Annotated in this window: 11 protein-coding genes and 1 pseudogene; 9 read left to right on the forward strand and 3 right to left on the reverse strand. The window is 72.5% G+C overall.

The window, feature by feature from the left end:
• The first annotated feature begins 53 nt into the window (after nt 1–53).
• Complete coding sequence (locus QF034_RS24890; protein WP_307177015.1) at nt 54–950, forward strand: LysR family transcriptional regulator; 897 nt, start codon at nt 54–56, stop codon at nt 948–950.
• A gap of 131 nt (nt 951–1081) precedes the next feature.
• Here QF034_RS24890 and QF034_RS24895 read toward each other — a convergent pair whose 3' ends face one another.
• Complete coding sequence (locus QF034_RS24895; RefSeq protein WP_086561542.1) at nt 1082–1411, reverse strand: WhiB family transcriptional regulator; 330 nt, start codon at nt 1409–1411, stop codon at nt 1082–1084.
• Nucleotides 1412–1791: 380 nt separating this feature from the next.
• Between QF034_RS24895 and QF034_RS24900 the strand changes: the two genes are divergently transcribed.
• From QF034_RS24900 to QF034_RS24915, 4 genes are all read left to right on the forward strand, one after another.
• Nucleotides 1792–2403, forward strand: a complete 612-nt coding sequence (locus QF034_RS24900) for a response regulator transcription factor (RefSeq protein ID WP_003948568.1) — start codon at nt 1792–1794, stop codon at nt 2401–2403.
• Nucleotides 2404–3004: 601 nt separating this feature from the next.
• Complete coding sequence (locus tag QF034_RS24905) at nt 3005–3592, forward strand: sigma-70 family RNA polymerase sigma factor (protein ID WP_010036508.1); 588 nt, start codon at nt 3005–3007, stop codon at nt 3590–3592.
• A gap of 153 nt (nt 3593–3745) precedes the next feature.
• Nucleotides 3746–5251: an IMP dehydrogenase gene (guaB, locus tag QF034_RS24910; RefSeq protein WP_307177016.1), complete on the forward strand. Its 1506-nt coding sequence runs from the start codon at nt 3746–3748 to the stop codon at nt 5249–5251.
• 106 nt (nt 5252–5357) lie between these two features.
• Nucleotides 5358–6482, forward strand: coding sequence for a GuaB3 family IMP dehydrogenase-related protein (locus QF034_RS24915; RefSeq protein WP_020276389.1), 1125 nt, complete (start codon nt 5358–5360; stop codon nt 6480–6482).
• A 652-nt stretch (nt 6483–7134) separates the two neighbouring features.
• Here the strand turns inward: QF034_RS24915 and QF034_RS24920 are convergent.
• Nucleotides 7135–8343 carry a nucleotide sugar dehydrogenase gene (locus QF034_RS24920; RefSeq protein WP_307177017.1) on the reverse strand — a complete coding sequence of 403 codons (1209 nt, stop codon included), beginning with the start codon at nt 8341–8343 and terminating at the stop codon, nt 7135–7137.
• Nucleotides 8344–8633: 290 nt separating this feature from the next.
• Here QF034_RS24920 and QF034_RS24925 point away from each other — a divergent pair, with 290 nt between their 5' ends.
• Nucleotides 8634–10340: a glycerol-3-phosphate dehydrogenase/oxidase gene (locus QF034_RS24925; RefSeq protein WP_307177018.1), complete on the forward strand. Its 1707-nt coding sequence runs from the start codon at nt 8634–8636 to the stop codon at nt 10338–10340.
• 87 nt (nt 10341–10427) lie between these two features.
• Here the strand turns inward: QF034_RS24925 and QF034_RS24930 are convergent, their stop codons facing one another.
• Complete coding sequence (locus tag QF034_RS24930) at nt 10428–11471, reverse strand: serine hydrolase domain-containing protein (protein WP_307177019.1); 1044 nt, start codon at nt 11469–11471, stop codon at nt 10428–10430.
• A 184-nt stretch (nt 11472–11655) separates the two neighbouring features.
• Here QF034_RS24930 and QF034_RS24935 point away from each other — a divergent pair, with 184 nt between their 5' ends.
• The 3 genes and pseudogenes from QF034_RS24935 to QF034_RS24945 all read left to right on the forward strand — a co-directional run bounded on the left by QF034_RS24935 (nt 11656) and on the right by QF034_RS24945 (nt 18347).
• Nucleotides 11656–13689: a serine/threonine-protein kinase gene (locus QF034_RS24935; RefSeq protein WP_307177020.1), complete on the forward strand. Its 2034-nt coding sequence runs from the start codon at nt 11656–11658 to the stop codon at nt 13687–13689.
• A gap of 152 nt (nt 13690–13841) precedes the next feature.
• Nucleotides 13842–16362: pseudogene (locus tag QF034_RS24940) on the forward strand (serine/threonine kinase C-terminal domain-containing protein).
• A gap of 167 nt (nt 16363–16529) precedes the next feature.
• Nucleotides 16530–18347 (forward strand): serine/threonine-protein kinase, encoded by a 1818-nt coding sequence (locus QF034_RS24945; protein WP_307177021.1) that lies wholly within the window; start codon nt 16530–16532, stop codon nt 18345–18347.
• Nucleotides 18348–18399 lie beyond the last annotated feature (52 nt).

Consider the following 18399-nt stretch of genomic DNA (forward strand, 5'->3'; position numbering starts at 1 on the left):
AAGCGTCGACGCATTATTCGGAGCGGCTTCAAAGGGTCGCTTATCCTCGAAGGGTGATCGAAGCCCGTCATCTCCGTGTCCTGCGCGCCGTCGCGGCCACCGGCTCCTTCTCCGCCGCGGGCCGCGAACTGGGCTGCACCCAGCCCGCCGTCAGTCAGCAGATGAAGGCCCTGGAAGCCTCCGTCGGCACACCTCTGCTGATCCGTACGGGACGCGAGATGCGCCTGACCCAGGCCGGCGAGGCGCTGGTGCGGCACGCCGCCGGGATCCTCGCCGGGCTCACGGCCGCGGAGGAGGAGGTCGCCGCCATCGCCGGGCTGCGCGCGGGCCGGGTCCGGCTCGTCTCCTTCCCCAGCGGCAGCTCCACGCTCGTGCCGACCGCCCTCGCCGCCCTGCGCGACGCGCACCCCGGCACCCGGGTCTTCCTGGAGGAGGCCGAACCGCCCGCGTCCGTCGGCATGCTGCGCGAGGGCGACTGCGACGTGGCGCTCGCCTTCCGCTACGAGGGGGCGGCGGGCGCCGAGGAGTGGGAGGACCTCGTCGTACGGCCGCTGCTGACGGACCGGCTCGTCGCACTCGTGCCGGAGCGGCACCGGCTCGCGGGCGCGCAGTCCGTCGCGATCGGCGACCTCGCGCGGGAGCCGTGGATCGCGGGCTGCCCGCGCTGCCGCGGCCAGCTCGTCGAGGTCTGTGCGGCGGCCGGCTTCACCCCGCGCATCGACTTCGCGACCGACGACTACCCCGCGGTCGCCGGCCTGGTCGGCGCCGGTCTGGGCGTGGCCGTGCTGCCCCAGCTGGCCATCGAGTCCGTACGGCCCCGGGGGGTGCGGACCGTGACGCTGGAACCGGCGGTGCGCCGGGAGATCGTCGCGCTCACCCTGCCCGACCTCGCACAGGTCCCGGCCGTGGCGGCGACGCTCGGCGAACTGGCACGGGCCGCCCACCGCTAGCCACGGCGCAGGCGTGCCCCGGCCGCAGCACAAACGTGTCCCGGCCACAGCGCGGGCGCGTCACGCCACGGCGCCAACGCGTCAAAAACCAACGGCACGCGTGCGCGTGCCTGTCTCGCAGAAACGTTCCTTCAGGTGTTCGAGGCGGCGTGCCCGCCGGATGTCGACGCCGACACCAGCCGGTTGCGCGCCCGACCCATCAGCTCTTCGCGCTCGTCCTCGGTCAGCCCGCCCCACACGCCGTACGGTTCCCGCACCGCCAGCGCGTGGGCGGCGCACTCGGCACGCACAGGGCACCTCATGCAGACCTCTTTGGCCGAGTTCTCGCGAGCGCTCCGAGCCGCACCGCGCTCACCCTCCGGATGGAAGAAGAGCGAGCTGTCCACCCCGCGACAGGCAGCCAGCAGCTGCCAGTCCCACAGGTCCGCGTTCGGTCCGGGAAGGCGGGAGAAATCTGCCATTACGTGACCCCTTGTAGCCGTTTTGGGCGGATCTGGTGTCCACGACCGTACAACTACGATCTAAGGAGATGAAAATATGACTCATTGCGAATCTAGCTCCAGACACTGGCAAAGCGGAAGAAATAGGTCCGAACGGGGCATAGGTTGTGATGAAAGTTCGCGGGTCTCTTGCGCATGTCTGCACCGTGTCCGGCCCCTCACGTAGAGTGCCGAAGATGTCAGCCGCCCCCGTAACTCTTTCGAGTGACCGTCGTTGAGAGTGCGAGGCGGTTGAAGGAACAAGCGCTCGGGCGGGCGTCCGAGACGGTCGACCGCACAGGTGACGATTTCGTACCAGCCTGGAGGCTCAAGGTGACGCGCATCAGCTGCGGAGGGCGGCCATGACTTCCGTCCTCGTCTGCGACGACTCCCCGCTTGCCCGAGAGGCGCTCCGTCGCGCGGTCGCAACCGTGCCCGGCGTAGAGCGCGTGACGACGGCGGCCAACGGCGAGGAAGTCCTCCGCCGCTGGGGGGCCGACCGCTCGGACCTGATTCTGATGGACGTACGCATGCCCGGCCTGGGCGGCGTCGAGACGGTCCGGCGGCTGCTGTCCGCCGACCCCGGTGCGCGCATCATCATGCTCACCGTCGCCGAGGACCTGGACGGTGTGGCCCTCGCGGTCGCCGCCGGCGCCCGCGGCTATCTGCACAAGGACGCCTCCCGCGCGGAGCTCCGCGCGACGGTGACGCAGGCGCTGGCCGACCCGACCTGGCGGCTCGCCCCGCGCCGGCTGCGCTCGGCCGAGATGGGCGCCGCGCCGACGCTCACGGCGCGTGAGATCCAGGTGCTCGAAGGCATGAGCCACGGCCGCTCGAACGCGGAGATCGGCCGCGAGCTGTTCCTCTCCGAGGACACCGTCAAGACGCACGCCCGGCGCCTGTTCAAGAAGCTCGGCGCCTCGGACCGGGCCCACGCCGTGGCGCTCGGCTTCCGGTGGGGTCTGGTGCGCTAGGGGATGTCCGCAAAGTCCCGCCTGCCCCGCGACGCCCGGCACGCTCCCCCACTGCCTTAAGGGCGTGGGAGGTACCCCCACTCGCCCCACCGGGCGACCACCTGCGTACCACCAGTACGCGGGTGTCCGCCCGGCATGCCGAGAGCGCGCACCGGACGCCGCAGGGCCCGCCCTCCGGCCGGACGACGGGACTTTACGGACACCCCCTAGCGCCTGCCCTTCGGATCGGGCCGGCTTCGACGCGCGCTCTCCGGCCGGGGCCGGAGAGCGGGGGCGCACGGATGCCCCCGTGCGAGCTCTCGAGGAGGGTGCACGCGAGGACCCACGGCCCCGGGATGATCCGAACGGCAGGCCCCAGCGGTCGCAGTGGGGGCGCGGAAAGCCAGGTCGGCGGGGGTGGACCGGGGGTCCGCCGGATGCCCGCTGCTCGTTTCGCCGCGGATGCCGCATCCTTGAGGGTGTGGAGTTCCTCGGGGACGAGTCGGTCGAGCGGAAGGGGAGGGCGCAGGGGATGAGTTCCGGCGCACCTGCTCATAACGCTTCGGTGCACAACAACGGGCGCGGTGCCACGGACCCGGCGGCCGCAAGGCACCATGGACCGATGCGCGATGACGAGGCGGTCAATGCCCAAGGGGCGATCGGCGCGCTCGTCCACCGCGCCGTCGACGGGGACGAGCAGGCCACGCACGACCTGCTCGCCCATGTCCACCCCCTGGCCCTGCGCTACTGCCGCACCCGTCTGTCCCGCCTCCCGGGCGACGCCCGGCACTTCGTGGAGGACCTCGCCCAGGAGGTCTGTGTCGCGGTGCTTCTCGCACTGCCCCGCTACCGGGACACCGGGCGCCCCTTCGAGGCGTTCGTCTTCGCCATCGCCGCCCACAAGGTCGCCGACCTGCAGCGCGCGGCGATGCGCCACCCCGGCTCGACGGCCGTCCCCTCCGACGAGATGCCGGAACGGCCCGACGACTCCCTGGGCCCGGAGGAGCGCGCCCTGCTCAGCAGCGACGCGGAATGGGCCAAGAAACTGCTGGCCAACCTGCCCGAGAACCAGCGGGAGCTGCTGCTGCTGCGGATCGCGGTGGGCCTCACGGCCGAGGAGACGGGCCAGATGTTGGGAATGTCACCCGGCGCGGTCCGGGTGGCGCAGCACAGGGCGCTGAGCCGGCTGCGGGCGCTGGCCGAGCAGTAGCCCTGCTGGAACAACCCCTTTGTTGAACAGGCGGTGCGCTGCTTCCGTACGAACATACGAAGCCCGGAGCCAGGCGGAACCGTGGAATGAGACAGCCGTGCTTCCCGTTAGCATGGACATCCGCACCGATCAAGGCCATTTGGGGAAGGTGTCATGACTGCCAACGTCGACGGAGTGCCCGGTAAATTCGCGACACTCGGGCTGACCTACGACGACGTGCTGCTGCTGCCGGGTGCATCCGAAGTGCTCCCCAACGCGGTCGACACCTCGTCCCGCATCTCCCGCAACGTGCGGGTCAACATCCCGCTGCTGTCCGCCGCCATGGACAAGGTCACCGAGTCGCGCATGGCGATCGCCATGGCCCGCCAGGGCGGCGTCGGCGTCCTGCACCGCAATCTCTCCGTCGAGGACCAGGTCAACCAGGTCGACCTGGTGAAGCGGTCCGAGTCCGGGATGGTCACCGACCCGATCACGGTGCACCCGGACGCGACGCTCGGCGAGGCCGACGCCCTGTGCGCCAAGTTCCGCATCAGCGGCGTCCCCGTCACCGACGGCAACGGCAAGCTGCTCGGCATCGTCACCAACCGCGACATGGCCTTCGAGACCGACCGCTCCCGTCAGGTGCGCGAGGTCATGACCCCGATGCCCCTGGTGACCGGCAAGGTCGGCATCTCCGGCCCCGACGCCATGGAGCTGCTGCGCCGCCACAAGATCGAGAAGCTGCCGCTGGTCGACGACGCGGGTGTCCTCAAGGGCCTCATCACCGTCAAGGACTTCGTCAAGGCCGAGCAGTACCCCAACGCGGCCAAGGACGCCGAGGGCCGGCTGATCGTCGGCGCCGCCGTGGGCGCCAGCCCCGAGGCCCTGGAGCGGGCCCAGGCGCTCGCCGAGGCCGGTGTGGACTTCCTGGTCGTCGACACCTCGCACGGCCACAACAGCAACGCCCTCAGCTGGATGTCGAAGATCAAGTCGAGCGTGCGCGTCGACGTGATCGGCGGCAACGTCGCCACGCGCGACGGCGCCCAGGCGCTGATCGACGCCGGTGTCGACGGCATCAAGGTGGGCGTCGGCCCCGGCTCGATCTGTACCACCCGGGTCGTCGCCGGTATCGGTGTCCCGCAGGTCACCGCCATCTACGAGGCGTCCCTCGCCGCCCGTCCGGCCGGCGTGCCGCTGATCGGTGACGGCGGTCTGCAGTACTCCGGCGACATCGGCAAGGCGCTCGCCGCGGGCGCCGACACGGTCATGCTGGGCAGCCTGCTCGCGGGCTGTGAGGAGTCCCCGGGCGAGCTTCAGTTCATCAACGGCAAGCAGTTCAAGTCGTACCGCGGCATGGGCTCGCTCGGTGCGATGCAGTCCCGCGGCCAGGGCCGGTCGTACTCGAAGGACCGCTACTTCCAGGCCGAGGTCGCCTCCGACGACAAGCTCGTGCCCGAGGGCATCGAGGGCCAGGTGCCCTACCGCGGCCCGCTGGCCAACGTGCTGCACCAGCTCGTCGGCGGTCTGCGCCAGACCATGGGCTACGTGGGCGCGGCCACCATCGAGGAGATGGAGACCAAGGGCCGCTTCGTCCGCATCACGTCGGCGGGCCTCAAGGAGAGCCACCCGCACGACATCCAGATGACGGTCGAGGCGCCTAACTACAGCCGTAGTAAGTAGTACCCAGGCCTGCCGAGGGCGGCTCCGGAGCATCCGGGGCCGCCCTCGTCGTGCCCGTCGGCGATACTGGAAGACGCTGAAACGCAAAAAGGGAAAGGCCACCAACGTGACTGAGATCGAGATCGGGCGCGGCAAGCGCGGCCGCCGGGCGTACGCCTTCGACGACATCGCCGTCGTCCCCAGCCGCCGTACGCGGGACCCGAAGGAGGTCTCGATCGCCTGGCAGATCGACGCCTACCGCTTCGAGCTGCCGTTCCTGGCCGCCCCCATGGACTCGGTCGTCTCCCCGGCCACCGCCATCCGCATCGGCGAGCTCGGCGGCCTCGGCGTGCTGAACCTCGAAGGCCTGTGGACGCGCTACGAGGACCCGCAGCCGCTGCTCGACGAGATCGCCGAGCTGCCCGCCGAGGCGGCGACCCGGCGCCTCCAGGAGATCTACGCGGCGCCCATCAAGGAGGAGCTGATCGGCGCGCGCATCAAGGAGGTGCGCGACTCGGGCGTGGTCACGGCCGCGGCGCTCTCCCCGCAGCGCACGGCCCAGTTCTCCAAGGCCGTCGTCGACGCGGGCGTGGACATCTTCGTCATCCGCGGTACGACGGTCTCCGCCGAGCACGTCTCCGGCTCGCACGAGCCGCTGAACCTGAAGCAGTTCATCTACGAACTGGACGTCCCGGTGATCGTCGGCGGCTGCGCCACGTACACCGCGGCCCTGCACCTGATGCGCACGGGCGCGGCCGGCGTGCTGGTCGGCTTCGGCGGTGGCGCCGCGCACACCACGCGCAACGTGCTGGGCATCCAGGTCCCGATGGCCACCGCGGTCGCCGACGTGGCCGCTGCCCGCCGCGACTACATGGACGAGTCCGGCGGCCGGTACGTGCACGTGATCGCGGACGGCGGTGTCGGCTGGTCCGGCGACCTGCCCAAGGCGATCGCCTGCGGCGCCGACGCGGTCATGATGGGCTCCCCGCTGGCCCGCGCGACCGACGGGCCGGGCAAGGGCCACCACTGGGGCATGGAGGCCGTGAACGAGGAGCTGCCGCGCGGCCAGAAGGTCGACCTCGGCACGGTCGGCACGATCGAGGAGATCCTCACGGGCCCGTCCCACACCCCCGACGGTTCGATGAACCTCTTCGGCGCGCTGCGGCGGGCGATGGCCACGACCGGGTACAGCGAGCTGAAGGAGTTCCAGCGGGTCGAGGTGACGGTGGCGGACTCGCAGCACCGGCGGTAGCCGGTAGCCTCCAGGACGAGGGAGGGCCTGGTCACTCGAGTGAGTGACCAGGCCCTTTTGCGTGCCCAACTGGCCCTGGCGGGGCGCGTGTTGCCGTAGGGGGGCGCGTGGTTGCCTTCGGGCCGGATGGTGCGGTGGAGGGCGGTTTCGAGGCGCTAGTGTCCGTGATCGGCGCCCCGGTTCTCCTGGGTGCCCCCTTCCAAGGACACGGTTCCGGACCCCGGCCCGCGGGGCCCGGCCCGATTCCGACGTGCTGCCTACCGGGCCAATGGGTGGCGTCGTGGAAGGGGGCGCCCATGGGACGCCACCGCAAGCCCACCCGCTGGGACCGACTCCGTCTTCGGATGGTGCAGTGCCGGAGGAGGTGGATCTTGCGACTTTTCGGATGGTGAGCGGCCGCCCCCAAGGAACCTAGGGGCGGACACTCCGTGATCCATCCTGGAGCCTGCCGCAGTGCCCCCTGCGGTGGGCTCCACCTTGCTTCGGATGGTGAGCGGCCACCCCCACGAGAACTAGGGGCGGACACTCCGTGATCCATCCTGGAGCCTGCCGCAGTGGCCTCTGCGGTGGGCTCCGCCGTCTCCCAAGGTACTGGCGGCGGGGTGCCCCGCGCCACCAGCCCGGGAGGCTCAGCGCCCCCACGCGCCCCTCTTCACAACCGATGCGCCGCCCCCGTGGGCGCCGCCCCCCGTGTGTCCAGCAGCAGCTGTGCCTTCACCGACAGGCCTTGCAGGTCGTACGTGCGGTGCTGCTGGAGGAGGATGGTCAGGTCCGCGTCGGCGACCGCCTCGTAGAGGGAGTCCACGCGGGGGACGGGGCGGTCCAGGACGCTCCAGGCGGGGACGTACGGGTCGTGGTAGCTGACCGACGCGCCCAGTTCCATCAGGCGCAGGGCGACCTCCTGGGCGGGCGTGCCGTGCAGGTCGGCGAGGTCGGGCTTGTAGGTGACGCCCAGGAGCAGCACGCGGGCGCCGCGGGCCGACTTGCCGTGCTCGTTGAGGAGCGTGGCGCCGCGCTGGACGACGTAGCCGGGCATGCGGCTGTTGACCTGCTGGGCCAGTTCCACCATGCGCAGGGTGCGGCCGCCGTGGGCGGTCAGGTCCTGCGGGACGGCGTGGCCGCCGACGCCGGGGCCGGGGCGGAAGGCCTGGAAGCCGAACGGCTTGGTCTCCGCGCAGCGGACGACGTCCCACAGGTCGACGCCCAGGTCGTGGCAGAGGACGGCCATCTCGTTGACGAGGGCGATGTTCACGTGCCGGTAATTGGTCTCCAGGAGCTGCACGGTCTCCGCCTCGCGGGGTCCACGCGCGCGTACCACCTTGTCGGTGAGCCGTCCGTAGAACGCCGCGGCCGACTCCGTGCAGGCCGGGGTGAGGCCGCCGATGACCTTGGGGGTGTTGGCGGGGGTGAAGTCGCGGTTGCCGGGGTCGACGCGGCTGGGGGAGTAGGCGAGGTGGAAGTCGCGGCCCGCGCGCAGACCCGATCCCTCTTCGAGGAGGGGGCGCAGGATTTCCTCTGTGGTCCCCGGGTACACAGGCGACTCCAGGATCACAGTGGTGTGCGGGCGCAGCTGTGCGGCCAGGGTGCGGGCGGCCGCCTCCAGCTGGCTCAGGTCGAGTCCGCCGTCCGCGCCCCGCGGGGTCGGTGCGCAGATGACCGCGGTGCGCACCCGGCCGAGCTCGGCGGCGTTCGTGGCCGGCCGGAAGCCCCCCGAGAGCATCCGGCGCTGTTCGGCGGGGCTGAGGGAGCCGGCCTCGGGGCCGGTCCGGTAGCCGATGGTGGCGACACCGGCGGCGACGGCGGCCTGGGCCAGGGGCAGGCCGTACGGGCCGAGTCCGATGACGGCGAGATCTGCGGGCATGGCGTGGCCGTCCTTCCCAATAGCCGAAGTGGGACAGGTGCGCAAGCCCTGTGGACAGGACGGGCGAGCGCAATGTCAGACTAGGAGTAAATATGACCGATATGCGGGATTGCTCGCCCGAGTTTCGGTGAGTGTCCCGTGGGCGTTGTCCACAGGCTGACGGCCCGTGGTGGCTGAAGTCGGGCAACACGGTCAGAATTTGGGCAGGGGATACGGACGGGGTCTCACCCGACGGGTGCGGCCGGCGCGACCGAGGCGGCACCAGCCGTCGCGATGAGCGGGAGGCAGCGGTGAGGACAGCGACACTCGGGCCGGCGCAGCGCGCCGAGTCACTCGCATCTATGGCCGAGCGCGAGCTGGACGTGCTGGTGGTGGGCGCAGGCGTGGTCGGTGCGGGCACCGCCCTCGACGCGGCGACCAGGGGCCTGTCCACGGGACTGGTGGAGGCGCGCGACTGGGCGTCCGGCACCTCCAGCCGGTCCAGCAAGCTGATCCACGGCGGCCTGCGCTACCTGGAGATGCTCGACTTCGCGCTCGTACGGGAGGCCCTGAAGGAGCGCGGCCTGCTGCTGGAGCGGCTCGCCCCGCATCTGGTGAAGCCCGTGCCGTTCCTGTACCCCTTGCAGCACAAGGGGTGGGAGCGGCTGTACGCCGGGTCGGGCGTCGCGATGTACGACGCCATGTCCATGGCCCGGGGCCATGGCCGGGGCCTGCCCACGCACCGCCATCTGACCCGCTCTCACGCCCTGCGCGTGGCGCCCTGCTTGAAGAAGGACGCGCTGGTCGGGGCGCTGCAGTACTACGACGCCCAGATGGACGACGCCCGGTACGTGGCCACCCTGGTGCGCACGGCGGTGGCGTACGGCGCGAAGGCCGCCAACCGCGCCCGCGTGACGGGCTTCCTGCGCGAGGGCGAGCGGGTCGTCGGAGCGATGGTGCGGGACGTCGAGGGCGGCGGCGAGTACGAGATCCGCGCCAAGCAGGTCGTCAACGCGACCGGCGTGTGGACGGACGACACCCAGGCGATGGTCGGGGAGCGCGGCCGGTTCCACGTCCGGGCGTCCAAGGGCATCCATCTGGTCGTACCGCGCGACCGGATCCACTCGACGACCGGGCTGATCCTGCGCACGGAGAAGTCCGTGCTGTTCGTCATCCCCTGGGGCCGGCACTGGATCGTCGGCACCACGGACACCGACTGGGACCTCGACAAGGCACACCCGGCCGCGTCCAGCGCCGACATCGACTACCTGCTGGAACATGTGAACTCGGTGCTCGCGGTGCCCCTCACCCGGGACGACGTCCAGGGCGTGTACGCGGGCCTGCGGCCGTTGCTCGCGGGTGAGTCGGACGCCACCAGCAAGCTGTCGCGCGAGCACACGGTGGCGCATCCGGTGCCCGGGCTCGTCGTCGTGGCGGGCGGCAAGTACACGACCTACCGGGTCATGGCCAAGGACGCGGTGGACGCTGCGGTGCACGGGCTGGACATGCGGGTCGCCGAGTGCGTCACCGAGGACGTGCCGCTGCTGGGCGCCGAGGGCTACCGGGCGCTGTGGAACGCGCGGGCGCGCATCGCCGCCCGGACCGGGCTGCACGTGGTGCGGGTGGAACACCTGCTGAACCGGTACGGGACGATGACCGAGGAACTCCTCGCGCTCATCGCCGAGGACCCGTCCCTGGGCGAGCCCCTGCCGGCGGCCGACGACTATCTGCGCGCCGAGATCGTCTACGCGGCCTCGCACGAGGGGGCGCGGCATCTGGACGACGTGCTGACCCGGCGCACGCGCATCTCCATCGAGACCTTCGACCGGGGCACGCGCAGCGCACGCGACGCCGCCGGGCTGATGGCGCAGGTCCTCGGCTGGGACAAGGACCAGATCGAGCGCGAGGTGCAGCACTACGAGAAGCGGGTGGAGGCCGAGCGGGAGTCGCAGCGCCAGCCGGACGACCTGACGGCGGACGCGGCGCGGCTGGGGGCGCCGGACATCGTGCCGCTGTGAGCGGATGTTCCCGCGAACCGGGCGGTGCTTTCGGTATCACCCGAACGAGTGTCAGAAACGGGGATCTCCGTTCGGAACCCGGTCGTTCTACGAGGTGCGGGGGCAGAACTCGGCCGCGAGTACCGCGGGTTCGAGGCCGGGATCCGCTATCGCGTCCGTGTTCACGCGGAAGGTGAGGACACGCCGGCCGCCGACGGTGGCTGCGGTGCGCACGTAGCTGCCGGATATGTGCCCGTTGTGCCCCCACACCGTCGTGCCGCACGGCAGTTTCTCGGGAAACAGGCCGATGCCGTACGCGCCGTGTGCGGCACGGGTGTCGAGCATCTCGCGCAGCCAGTGCGGGGGCAGCAGCCGCCCGCCGAGCAGGGCCGAGTAGAAGCGGTCCAGATCGGCGAGCGTGGTCACCAACTCGCCCGCGGCGCCGGCCACCCGCGGGTCGAGATCGGTGACGTCGGTTCCGTCGGCGGCGTAGGCGCGGCCGTGCGGAGAGGGCAGCGAGGAGCGGGATCCGGGAAAGGAGGTGCCCGTCAGACGCAGGGGAGTGATGATGCGCTGTTCGGCCTCGGTGGCGTACGAGTGGCCGGTGACCTGCCGGACGACCAGGCCGAGCAGGACGTAGTTGGTGTTCGAGTAGGAGAAGCGGCCGCGGGCGGCCGGGGGGTGGGTGAGTGCGATGCGTATGGCCTGACGGGGTGTGACGGGTGCGGTTCCGCCGGTCTCCGCGGTGTAGTCGTACAGGCCGCTGGTGTGGGTGAGCAGGGAGCGCAGGGTCAGCGCGCGGCCGTCGTTGCCCGCTCCCCGCACCAGGCCCGGCAGGTGCTGCTCCACGGTGTCGGACAGCGACAGTCGGTGCTCGGCGGCCAGTTGCAGCACGACCGTCGCGATGAACGTCTTCGTGACGCTGCCGGCCCGGAAGTGGTCCGACCGGGCGATTCCCTGCCCGGCGTGGGCATAGCGGGTGGTTGTCCCCTCCTGGGCGAGCAGGGCCGCGGCCGGTGCCCTGCCCCGGGTCACCAGCAGCGGGAGCACCGCGTCCGTCGGCGGAGCGGAGAGAGCCGACGAGTCGGCCGGAGGCAGGCCGAGGAGGGCCACGGACACCGGCAGGACCAGCAAGGTCCGAAAGGGCGGCACGCGGGTTCCTCCCTGGTCGGGGCGTCGGGGGCCCATCATGCAAGGCGGCGCGCCGGGCGCCGCGCCCGGGTTCCGGACGGGCGGGCCCGCGGGGGCGTTTCACCAGGGGGCCCCTGGGGCGCTGGGCACTTGTCGGGTGAGAGACAATGGAGGCTCTGTCAGGGCGGGTTGTATGAGGGGACGCATGTCGGAGGCGGAGCGGGCGGGCACATCTCGTCAGGACACTCGTCAGGACAACAGGGAGCGTCTCCTCGCGGGGCGTTACCGGCTGGGCGAGGTGCTCGGCCGCGGTGGCATGGGCACGGTGTGGCGGGCCCAGGACGAGACCCTGGGGCGGACGGTCGCCGTCAAGGAGCTGCGGTTCCCGTCGAACATCGACGAGGAGGAGAAGCGGCGGCTGATCACGCGGACGCTGCGCGAGGCCAAGGCGATCGCGCGGATCCGCAACAACAGCGCCGTGACGGTCTTCGACGTGGTCCAGGAGGACGACCGGCCCTGGATCGTGATGGAGCTCGTCGAGGGCAAGTCGCTCGCCGAGGTCATCCGGGAGGACGGCCTCCTCGAACCGAAGCGGGCCGCCGAGGTCGGGCTCGCCGTCCTGGACGTGCTGCGGTCCGCGCACCGCGAGGGCATCCTGCACCGCGACGTGAAGCCGTCGAACGTGCTGATCGCCGAGGACGGCCGGGTCGTACTCACGGACTTCGGCATCGCCCAGGTCGAGGGCGACCCGTCCATCACCTCGACCGGCATGCTCGTCGGCGCGCCCTCCTACATCTCCCCGGAGCGGGCGCGCGGGCACAAGCCGGGCCCGGCGGCCGACTTGTGGTCGCTCGGCGGGCTGCTGTACGCGGCGGTGGAGGGCACGCCGCCGTACGACAAGGGGTCGGCCATAGCGACGCTCACGGCGGTGATGACCGAGCCGTTGGAGGAGCCGAAGAACGCCGGCCCGCTGAAGGACGTCATCCACGGGCTGCTCAACAAGGACCCCGCCCAGCGGCTCGACGACGCGGGCGCCCGGGCGATGCTGAACTCGGTCATCCACGCCCCCGCGCCGGCCGAGCCGGAGCCGATGGACGCGACGAAGGTGGTGCCGCTGCCGGCGCAGCCGGACAAGTCCTCGCGCAAGGGGAGTTCGGCGGGTTCCGGGAGCAAGCGGAGCGAGGAGCCCGGGGAGCGGCTGCGCGGGGCCCTGCGTTCGGTGCGCAAGGCCGCGGCGGGAACGGCCGGGGCGTCGGCCGCGTCCCGGACCGGGTCCGAGGACGGCACGGCCTCTTCCGGACCGGAGGGCGCGAAGGCCGGGGCCGGGGACGCCGGTGCGTCCGTGTCGGCGTCGGGTTCGGCGTCGGGCTCGGCATCGGTCTCGGGGGCGGCTGCCGGGACCGGGGCCGGCGGGCAGGGGGCGAAGGCGACGTCCGGGGGCCGGAGTTCGGGGTGGCCCGTCATGCCGCGGCCGGACCTGCCGCCGCGGCCCGCGCCCAGGGCGCCGCTCACCGACGTGGTGCCGCGGCGGACCATAATGATCATCGCAGCGGTCGTGGTGCTGGCCGTGATCGGCACGGTGCTCGCCATCGCGCTCAGCGGAGACGACAAGGACGCGAAGGGGGCCGCCGGCGGGAACGGCGGCAAGACCGTCGCCACCGCGTCCACCAGCGCCGACACCAAGGGCGACAAGAGCGACGGCACGCGCACCGACAACGCGGCGACGCAGGCCGCGTCGTCGGCGCCCGCCTCGAACAGCACGCCCGGCGACCGGGCGAGCGAGTCCTCCGGCGGCGGCAAGGGCACCGCCGCGGCGTCGACGCACCAGGGCAGCCAGGGGTACTCGATCGGACTGCCGAAGGGGTGGAAGTACCGGTCCACGGGTGCCGCGGGCGACCGGTTCACCGGGCCCGACGGGCAGAAGCTGCTCATCGCCTGGACGTCCACGCCCAAGGGCGACCCGGTGGCGGACTGGAAGAGCCAGGAGCGCTACATGGTGCGCGCGCAGTACAAGAAGATCCGCATAGAGCAGGTGGACTACCGCGGCTGGAACACGGCCGACTGGGAGTTCACCTACGTGGAGAGCGGCACCAAGTACCGGACCATCGACCGCGGTTTCGTCGTCGACGACCGGCAGGGCTACGCGCTGATGTACACGGCGAAAGCGGCCGGCTGGGGCGATGAGCTGCGCAAGGAGACCTGGCGGACGCTGACCAAGACCTTCGAACCCAAGTCCTGAGCATGAGCGGCCCCGGGTTTGGGGAGTGAGATCTGGCATCCCCCCATGCGGGTTGCCTGCGGCACGTATCGTAAATGTTTGCGGACCGTGCGCAGCCGGAACGGACCGTGGGGCGAACGGATGTGACCGACCAGGCTGCCGGGGGAGGCATCGTGGACGACTATGCGGGACGGGTGCTCGCCGACCGCTACCGCCTGCCGCTGCCGCCGTCCGACGAGTACGAACTGACCGAGTCCCGGGCCTTCGACACCTACAGCGGACAGGAAGTCCTGGTCAGGGCAGTGCCGTTGCCGGAGGTGGTCGAGGCGGAGGTCCTCGACGCGGAGGGGCTGCCCGACGGCTTCACGGCACGTGACGGTGGCGCGCGCGGGCCCGGTGCCCGTGCGGGGACCCGGCGGCCCACGGACCCGGTGGTACGGCGGGCGGTCGAGGCCGCGCAGGCCGCGGCGGCCATCCCCGACCATCCCAGGCTCGACCAGGTCTTCGACGTGTTCGCCGAGGGCGGTTCGCTGTGGATCGTCAGTGAGCTGGTGGCCGCGCGTCCGCTGGCGGCGCTGCTCGCCGAGAAGCCGCTGACGCCGTACCGGGCGGCCGAGGTGGCCTCCGACGTCCTCATGGCGCTGCGGGTGCTGCACGGGCACGGCTGGGTGCACCGGAACATCACCGCGCGGACGGTCCTCGTCTGCGACGACGGCCGGGTGATGCTGACCGGACTGGCGGTGGGCGCGGCGGAGGAGGCGCTGTGCGGGTACGACCCCGTTCCGGCTCCGGCCTTCGGCGAGCCCGGCCGGGAGACCGGTGGCGCCGGGACGGCCGAGGGCGTCGGCGGCCCGGGCGGTGCCGGTGGCTCCGGCGGCGTCGGTGGCCCGGGCGGCGGTGGCGCGGGTGATCCCGAGGCCGCGCGGCGGGCCGCCATAGAGGCTCGGGAGGCCCGGGGACTGCCGACGGCCGGAGCCGACGCGGGCAGCGGGGGCTCGCCCGTGCCGGCCCGCAAGAGCGCGGAGGACAGCGAGGACCCGCGGGCCGCGCGAGCCGGGGCGATCGCGGCCTACCGGGCGGGTGCCCGGGCCGCGGCCCGGGTCCAGGAGACGCAGAACGGCCGGGCGGCCCTGCCCGGCGCGCGGCCCGCCCCGGAGGCGGGACCCGGGCCCCACGGCAACGGCTCGGCGCAGGCGCCTTACGTCCCCGGGCAGAGCGCGGGGCCCGGCGGGACCGCACCGGGGCAGATAGCCGACCCCTACGGCGTCGGCGGCGCCCGCCGGACGACCGGATGGCACGGCGCCACGCCCCGCGGCGGAACAGGCGGCACGCCCTCGCCGCAGGGACAGGAACAGACGGCGCTCCCGCCGGCCCCGGATACCGCCGCCCCCGGCGAGCCCACCCGGTGGGACGACCTGGTCGCCCACACCCCCGCGCCCCGGCGCGGCCCGGCCACGGCGCTGGCCGCCGAGCGGGCGCGGCAGGCGCGGATGGCCGTGGTGGGCCCCGTGACGGAGCGCTGGGCGCCGGAGCAGGCCGGACCCGTGCACGAGAACTGGCAGTTGGCCGCGCCGATCGGTCCCGCCACCGACCTGTGGGCGCTCGGCGCGCTGCTCTTCCGGGCCGTGCAGGGGCATGCGCCCTACCCGGAGGAGTCGACGGCCGAGCTGGTGCAGATGGTGTGCGCGGAACCGCCGGCGTACGCCGAGGAGTGCGGGCCGCTCAGGCCGGTCGTGGAGTCGCTGCTGCGTCAGGACCCGACCGAGCGCCTCGACTTCGAGGAACTGCGCGGCTGGCTGCGCTCGCTGGTGCGCTCGGCGCCCGAGCCGGAGGCCGGTGTGCACGTCGTCGCGGCGCCGCCCGTCGACGCGAGCCGGTTGCCCGTCGTACGGCGCCGGGGGGAGCTCGTGCGCAGGCGGCGGGCCGGACTGCCCGCGCACCACGGGCGGCACAAGCGGGCCAAGGAGTCCCGGTCGCCGCACCGCCTCGGCCGCACCCTGCTCCTGCTCGTCCTGCTCGTGATGGCCGCGGCGATCGCCTACGCCATGCTCTTCATGCCCAAGTCGCAGACCGACGGCGCGGCAGGCACCGACCGGACCGGTGTCGCCGGTGAGGCCCGGCCAGGCACCCGAGCCGGAGGCCAGCGGCGAGCCCCGGACCGACCGGACGTCACCCGAGCCCGAGAAGAGCCCGTCGACGTCGGCCGGTTCCACGCAGACGCAGACCACCGGCCCCGAGGTCGCCGACGGCTTCACCCTGCGCAAGGACGCGGCGGGCTTCCAGGTCGCCGTCGCCAAGGGCTGGGACCGCACCGCGCGGGGTGGCAGCGGCCAGGTCGTCTACGCGAAGGGCGACTTCGAGCTCATCGTCGTACCGGGCCGGGACAGCGCGTCGGAGCACGGCAGCGATCCGATGGTCTACCAGCGGGAGAAGGAGCGCGAGCTGCAGCCGTACCGCGACTCCAGCTGGGCCACCTCCACGGGGCTGAAGACGATCGAGGTGGGCGGGCGGACCATGGCCGAGGGGCAGTTCACCTGGAGCGGCGACGACGGGGGCGAGCTGTATGTGCGCAACCTCGCGATGCTCGTCGGCGGGCGGTACCACGTGGTCCAGGTGCGCGGCCCGGAGTCCGAACGGGACGAGGTGACGCGGTTGTACGAGCAGGCGGCGGCGACGTACCGGGTGACGAAATGATCTTCTGACCCGCATGCCGTGCGCTGGAGTTCACCTCGCGGTTCCCTCCCGTCTCAGGCGGCGACAACCGTCACAGTGCGGTCACCGTGGTACCCCGCTTGTTCCCTGGGGAAGGGCGGGTCCTTACGCTGACCCTGTCAAGACCATTGCGGGGCAACGTGAATCAGATGCAGGGCCTGCTCGTCGCGGGCCGCTACCGGCTCGCCGACTCCATCGGCAGTGGCGGCATGGGCCGGGTATGGCGAGCACATGACGAGGTGCTGCACCGGTCCGTCGCCATCAAGGAGCTGACGGCCGCCCTCTACGTCTCCGAGAGCGAGCAGGCCATCCTGCTGGCGCGCACCCGGGCCGAGGCCAGGGCCGCCGCGCGGATCAACCACTCCGCGGTCGTCACGGTGCACGACGTGCTGGAGCACGACGGCCGCCCGTGGATCGTGATGGAGCTGGTCGAGGGCCGCTCCCTGGCCGACGCGGTCAAGGAGGAGGGGCGCGTCGAGCCGCGCGAGGCGGCGCGCATCGGCATGTGGGTGCTGCGGGCCCTGCGCGCCGCGCACACCGCCGGCGTCCTGCACCGCGACGTCAAGCCGGGCAACGTCCTCCTCGCCCGGGACGGACGTGTCCTGCTCACCGACTTCGGCATCGCCCAGATCGAGGGCGACACGACCATCACCCGGACCGGAGAGGTCGTCGGCTCGGTCGACTACCTGGCGCCCGAGCGCGTGCGCGGCCACGACCCGGGCCCGTCCTCCGACCTGTGGGCGCTCGGCGCGACGCTCTACACGGCGGTCGAGGGGCGCTCGCCGTTCCGCCGCACCACCCCGCTGACCACCATGCAGGCCGTGGTCGAGGAGGAGGCCGCCGAGCTTCAGCACGCGGACGCGCTGACGCCGGTCATCACCGCCCTGCTCCGCAAGGATCCGGCCACCCGGCCCGACGCGTCCGAGGCCGAGCAGATGCTCGCCGAGGCGGCGGAGGGGCGGCGGCCGAGCGGGGCGCAGGCGTATGTGCCGACGCAGTACGGGGGGCCGTCGCCGTACCGGGAGGCGCACAGCGGGACGGGCACGTCCGGCATGAACCCTTCCGGTACGTACCCGTCCAGCAGGGATACCGTCGGCACCGGTACGCCCGGCACTGGCACGTCCCGCCCGGACACGGCCGGTACCGGCTCGGGATCGCACACCGGGACGCCGCTCCCGCCGCCGGCCGGGACGCCCGCCGACGGGAGGCCGACGACCGGTACCGCCACCGCCGGCACCGCGGCAGCCGGGGCCTTCGCCACCGGGCACGGGACGCCCGGCCCCACCATGGTCGGCCCGATGGCGCCGGGTCCGCAGCCGGCCGGTTCGGGCCGACGCCGTCGGCTGCGCACCCTCGCCCTCGTCGTCGCTCTCGCGGCCATCATCGGCGGAGGCACCGCGGTGGTGCTCCAGCAGTGGAACGAGAGCCGCCAGACGCCGGGCGCCGTATCGGACTCGCCCGGTACGACGAGCGCGGAGCGGCCCGGGGGCTCGGTGCCCGACGGCTGGACCCGCCGCGACGACCCCGTGGGTTTCAGCCTCTACCTGCCCAAGGGCTGGAAGCGCCAGACCTTCGGCCCGCAGGGCGAGCTCAAGCAGATCGACTACACACCCGACGGCGGCCGGCACTTCGTCCGGATCGCCGTCGACACCTCCCCGGACTTCGCCGACCCGTACGCCCACCAGCTCGACCTGGAACAGCAGTTGCAGCGGCTGGTCGACTACAAGCGCGTGCAGCTGAAACGCAACGTCTACCGTGACCGGGACGGCGCGCTGTGGGAGTACACCTGGACCGCGCAGGCGAAGGACACCAAGTTCCCCGGTCCGCGCAGGGCCATCGAGGAGACGTACGTCGCCCGCGACGGCACCGAGTACGCGCTCTACATGTCGTCGCCCGCGCAGGACTGGCCGAAGGCGCGCAAGCAGTTCACGGCGCTGTTGCAGGGCTGGCACGAGAAGACCCCCTGACACGGCCGGCCCCTGCCCAGGGCCCCTGACACAGGGCCATGTGTTTCGGCCA

The organism is Streptomyces africanus, assembly GCF_030816955.1.
Taxonomy (GTDB): Bacteria; Actinomycetota; Actinomycetes; order Streptomycetales; family Streptomycetaceae; genus Streptomyces; species Streptomyces africanus.

Excerpts from the sequence above, each read along its gene's own strand:
- QF034_RS24895 (WP_086561542.1), bottom strand. The coding sequence starts at position 1,411 with ATGGCAGATTTCTCCCGCCTTCCCGGACCGAACGCGGACCTGTGGGAC.
- QF034_RS24900 (WP_003948568.1), top strand. The coding sequence starts at position 1,792 with ATGACTTCCGTCCTCGTCTGCGACGACTCCCCGCTTGCCCGAGAGGCG.
- QF034_RS24905 (WP_010036508.1), top strand. The coding sequence starts at position 3,005 with ATGCGCGATGACGAGGCGGTCAATGCCCAAGGGGCGATCGGCGCGCTC.
- guaB (WP_307177016.1), top strand. The coding sequence starts at position 3,746 with ATGACTGCCAACGTCGACGGAGTGCCCGGTAAATTCGCGACACTCGGG.
- QF034_RS24920 (WP_307177017.1), bottom strand. The coding sequence starts at position 8,343 with ATGCCCGCAGATCTCGCCGTCATCGGACTCGGCCCGTACGGCCTGCCC.
- QF034_RS24935 (WP_307177020.1), top strand. The coding sequence starts at position 11,656 with ATGTCGGAGGCGGAGCGGGCGGGCACATCTCGTCAGGACACTCGTCAG.
- QF034_RS24945 (WP_307177021.1), top strand. The coding sequence starts at position 16,530 with ATGCAGGGCCTGCTCGTCGCGGGCCGCTACCGGCTCGCCGACTCCATC.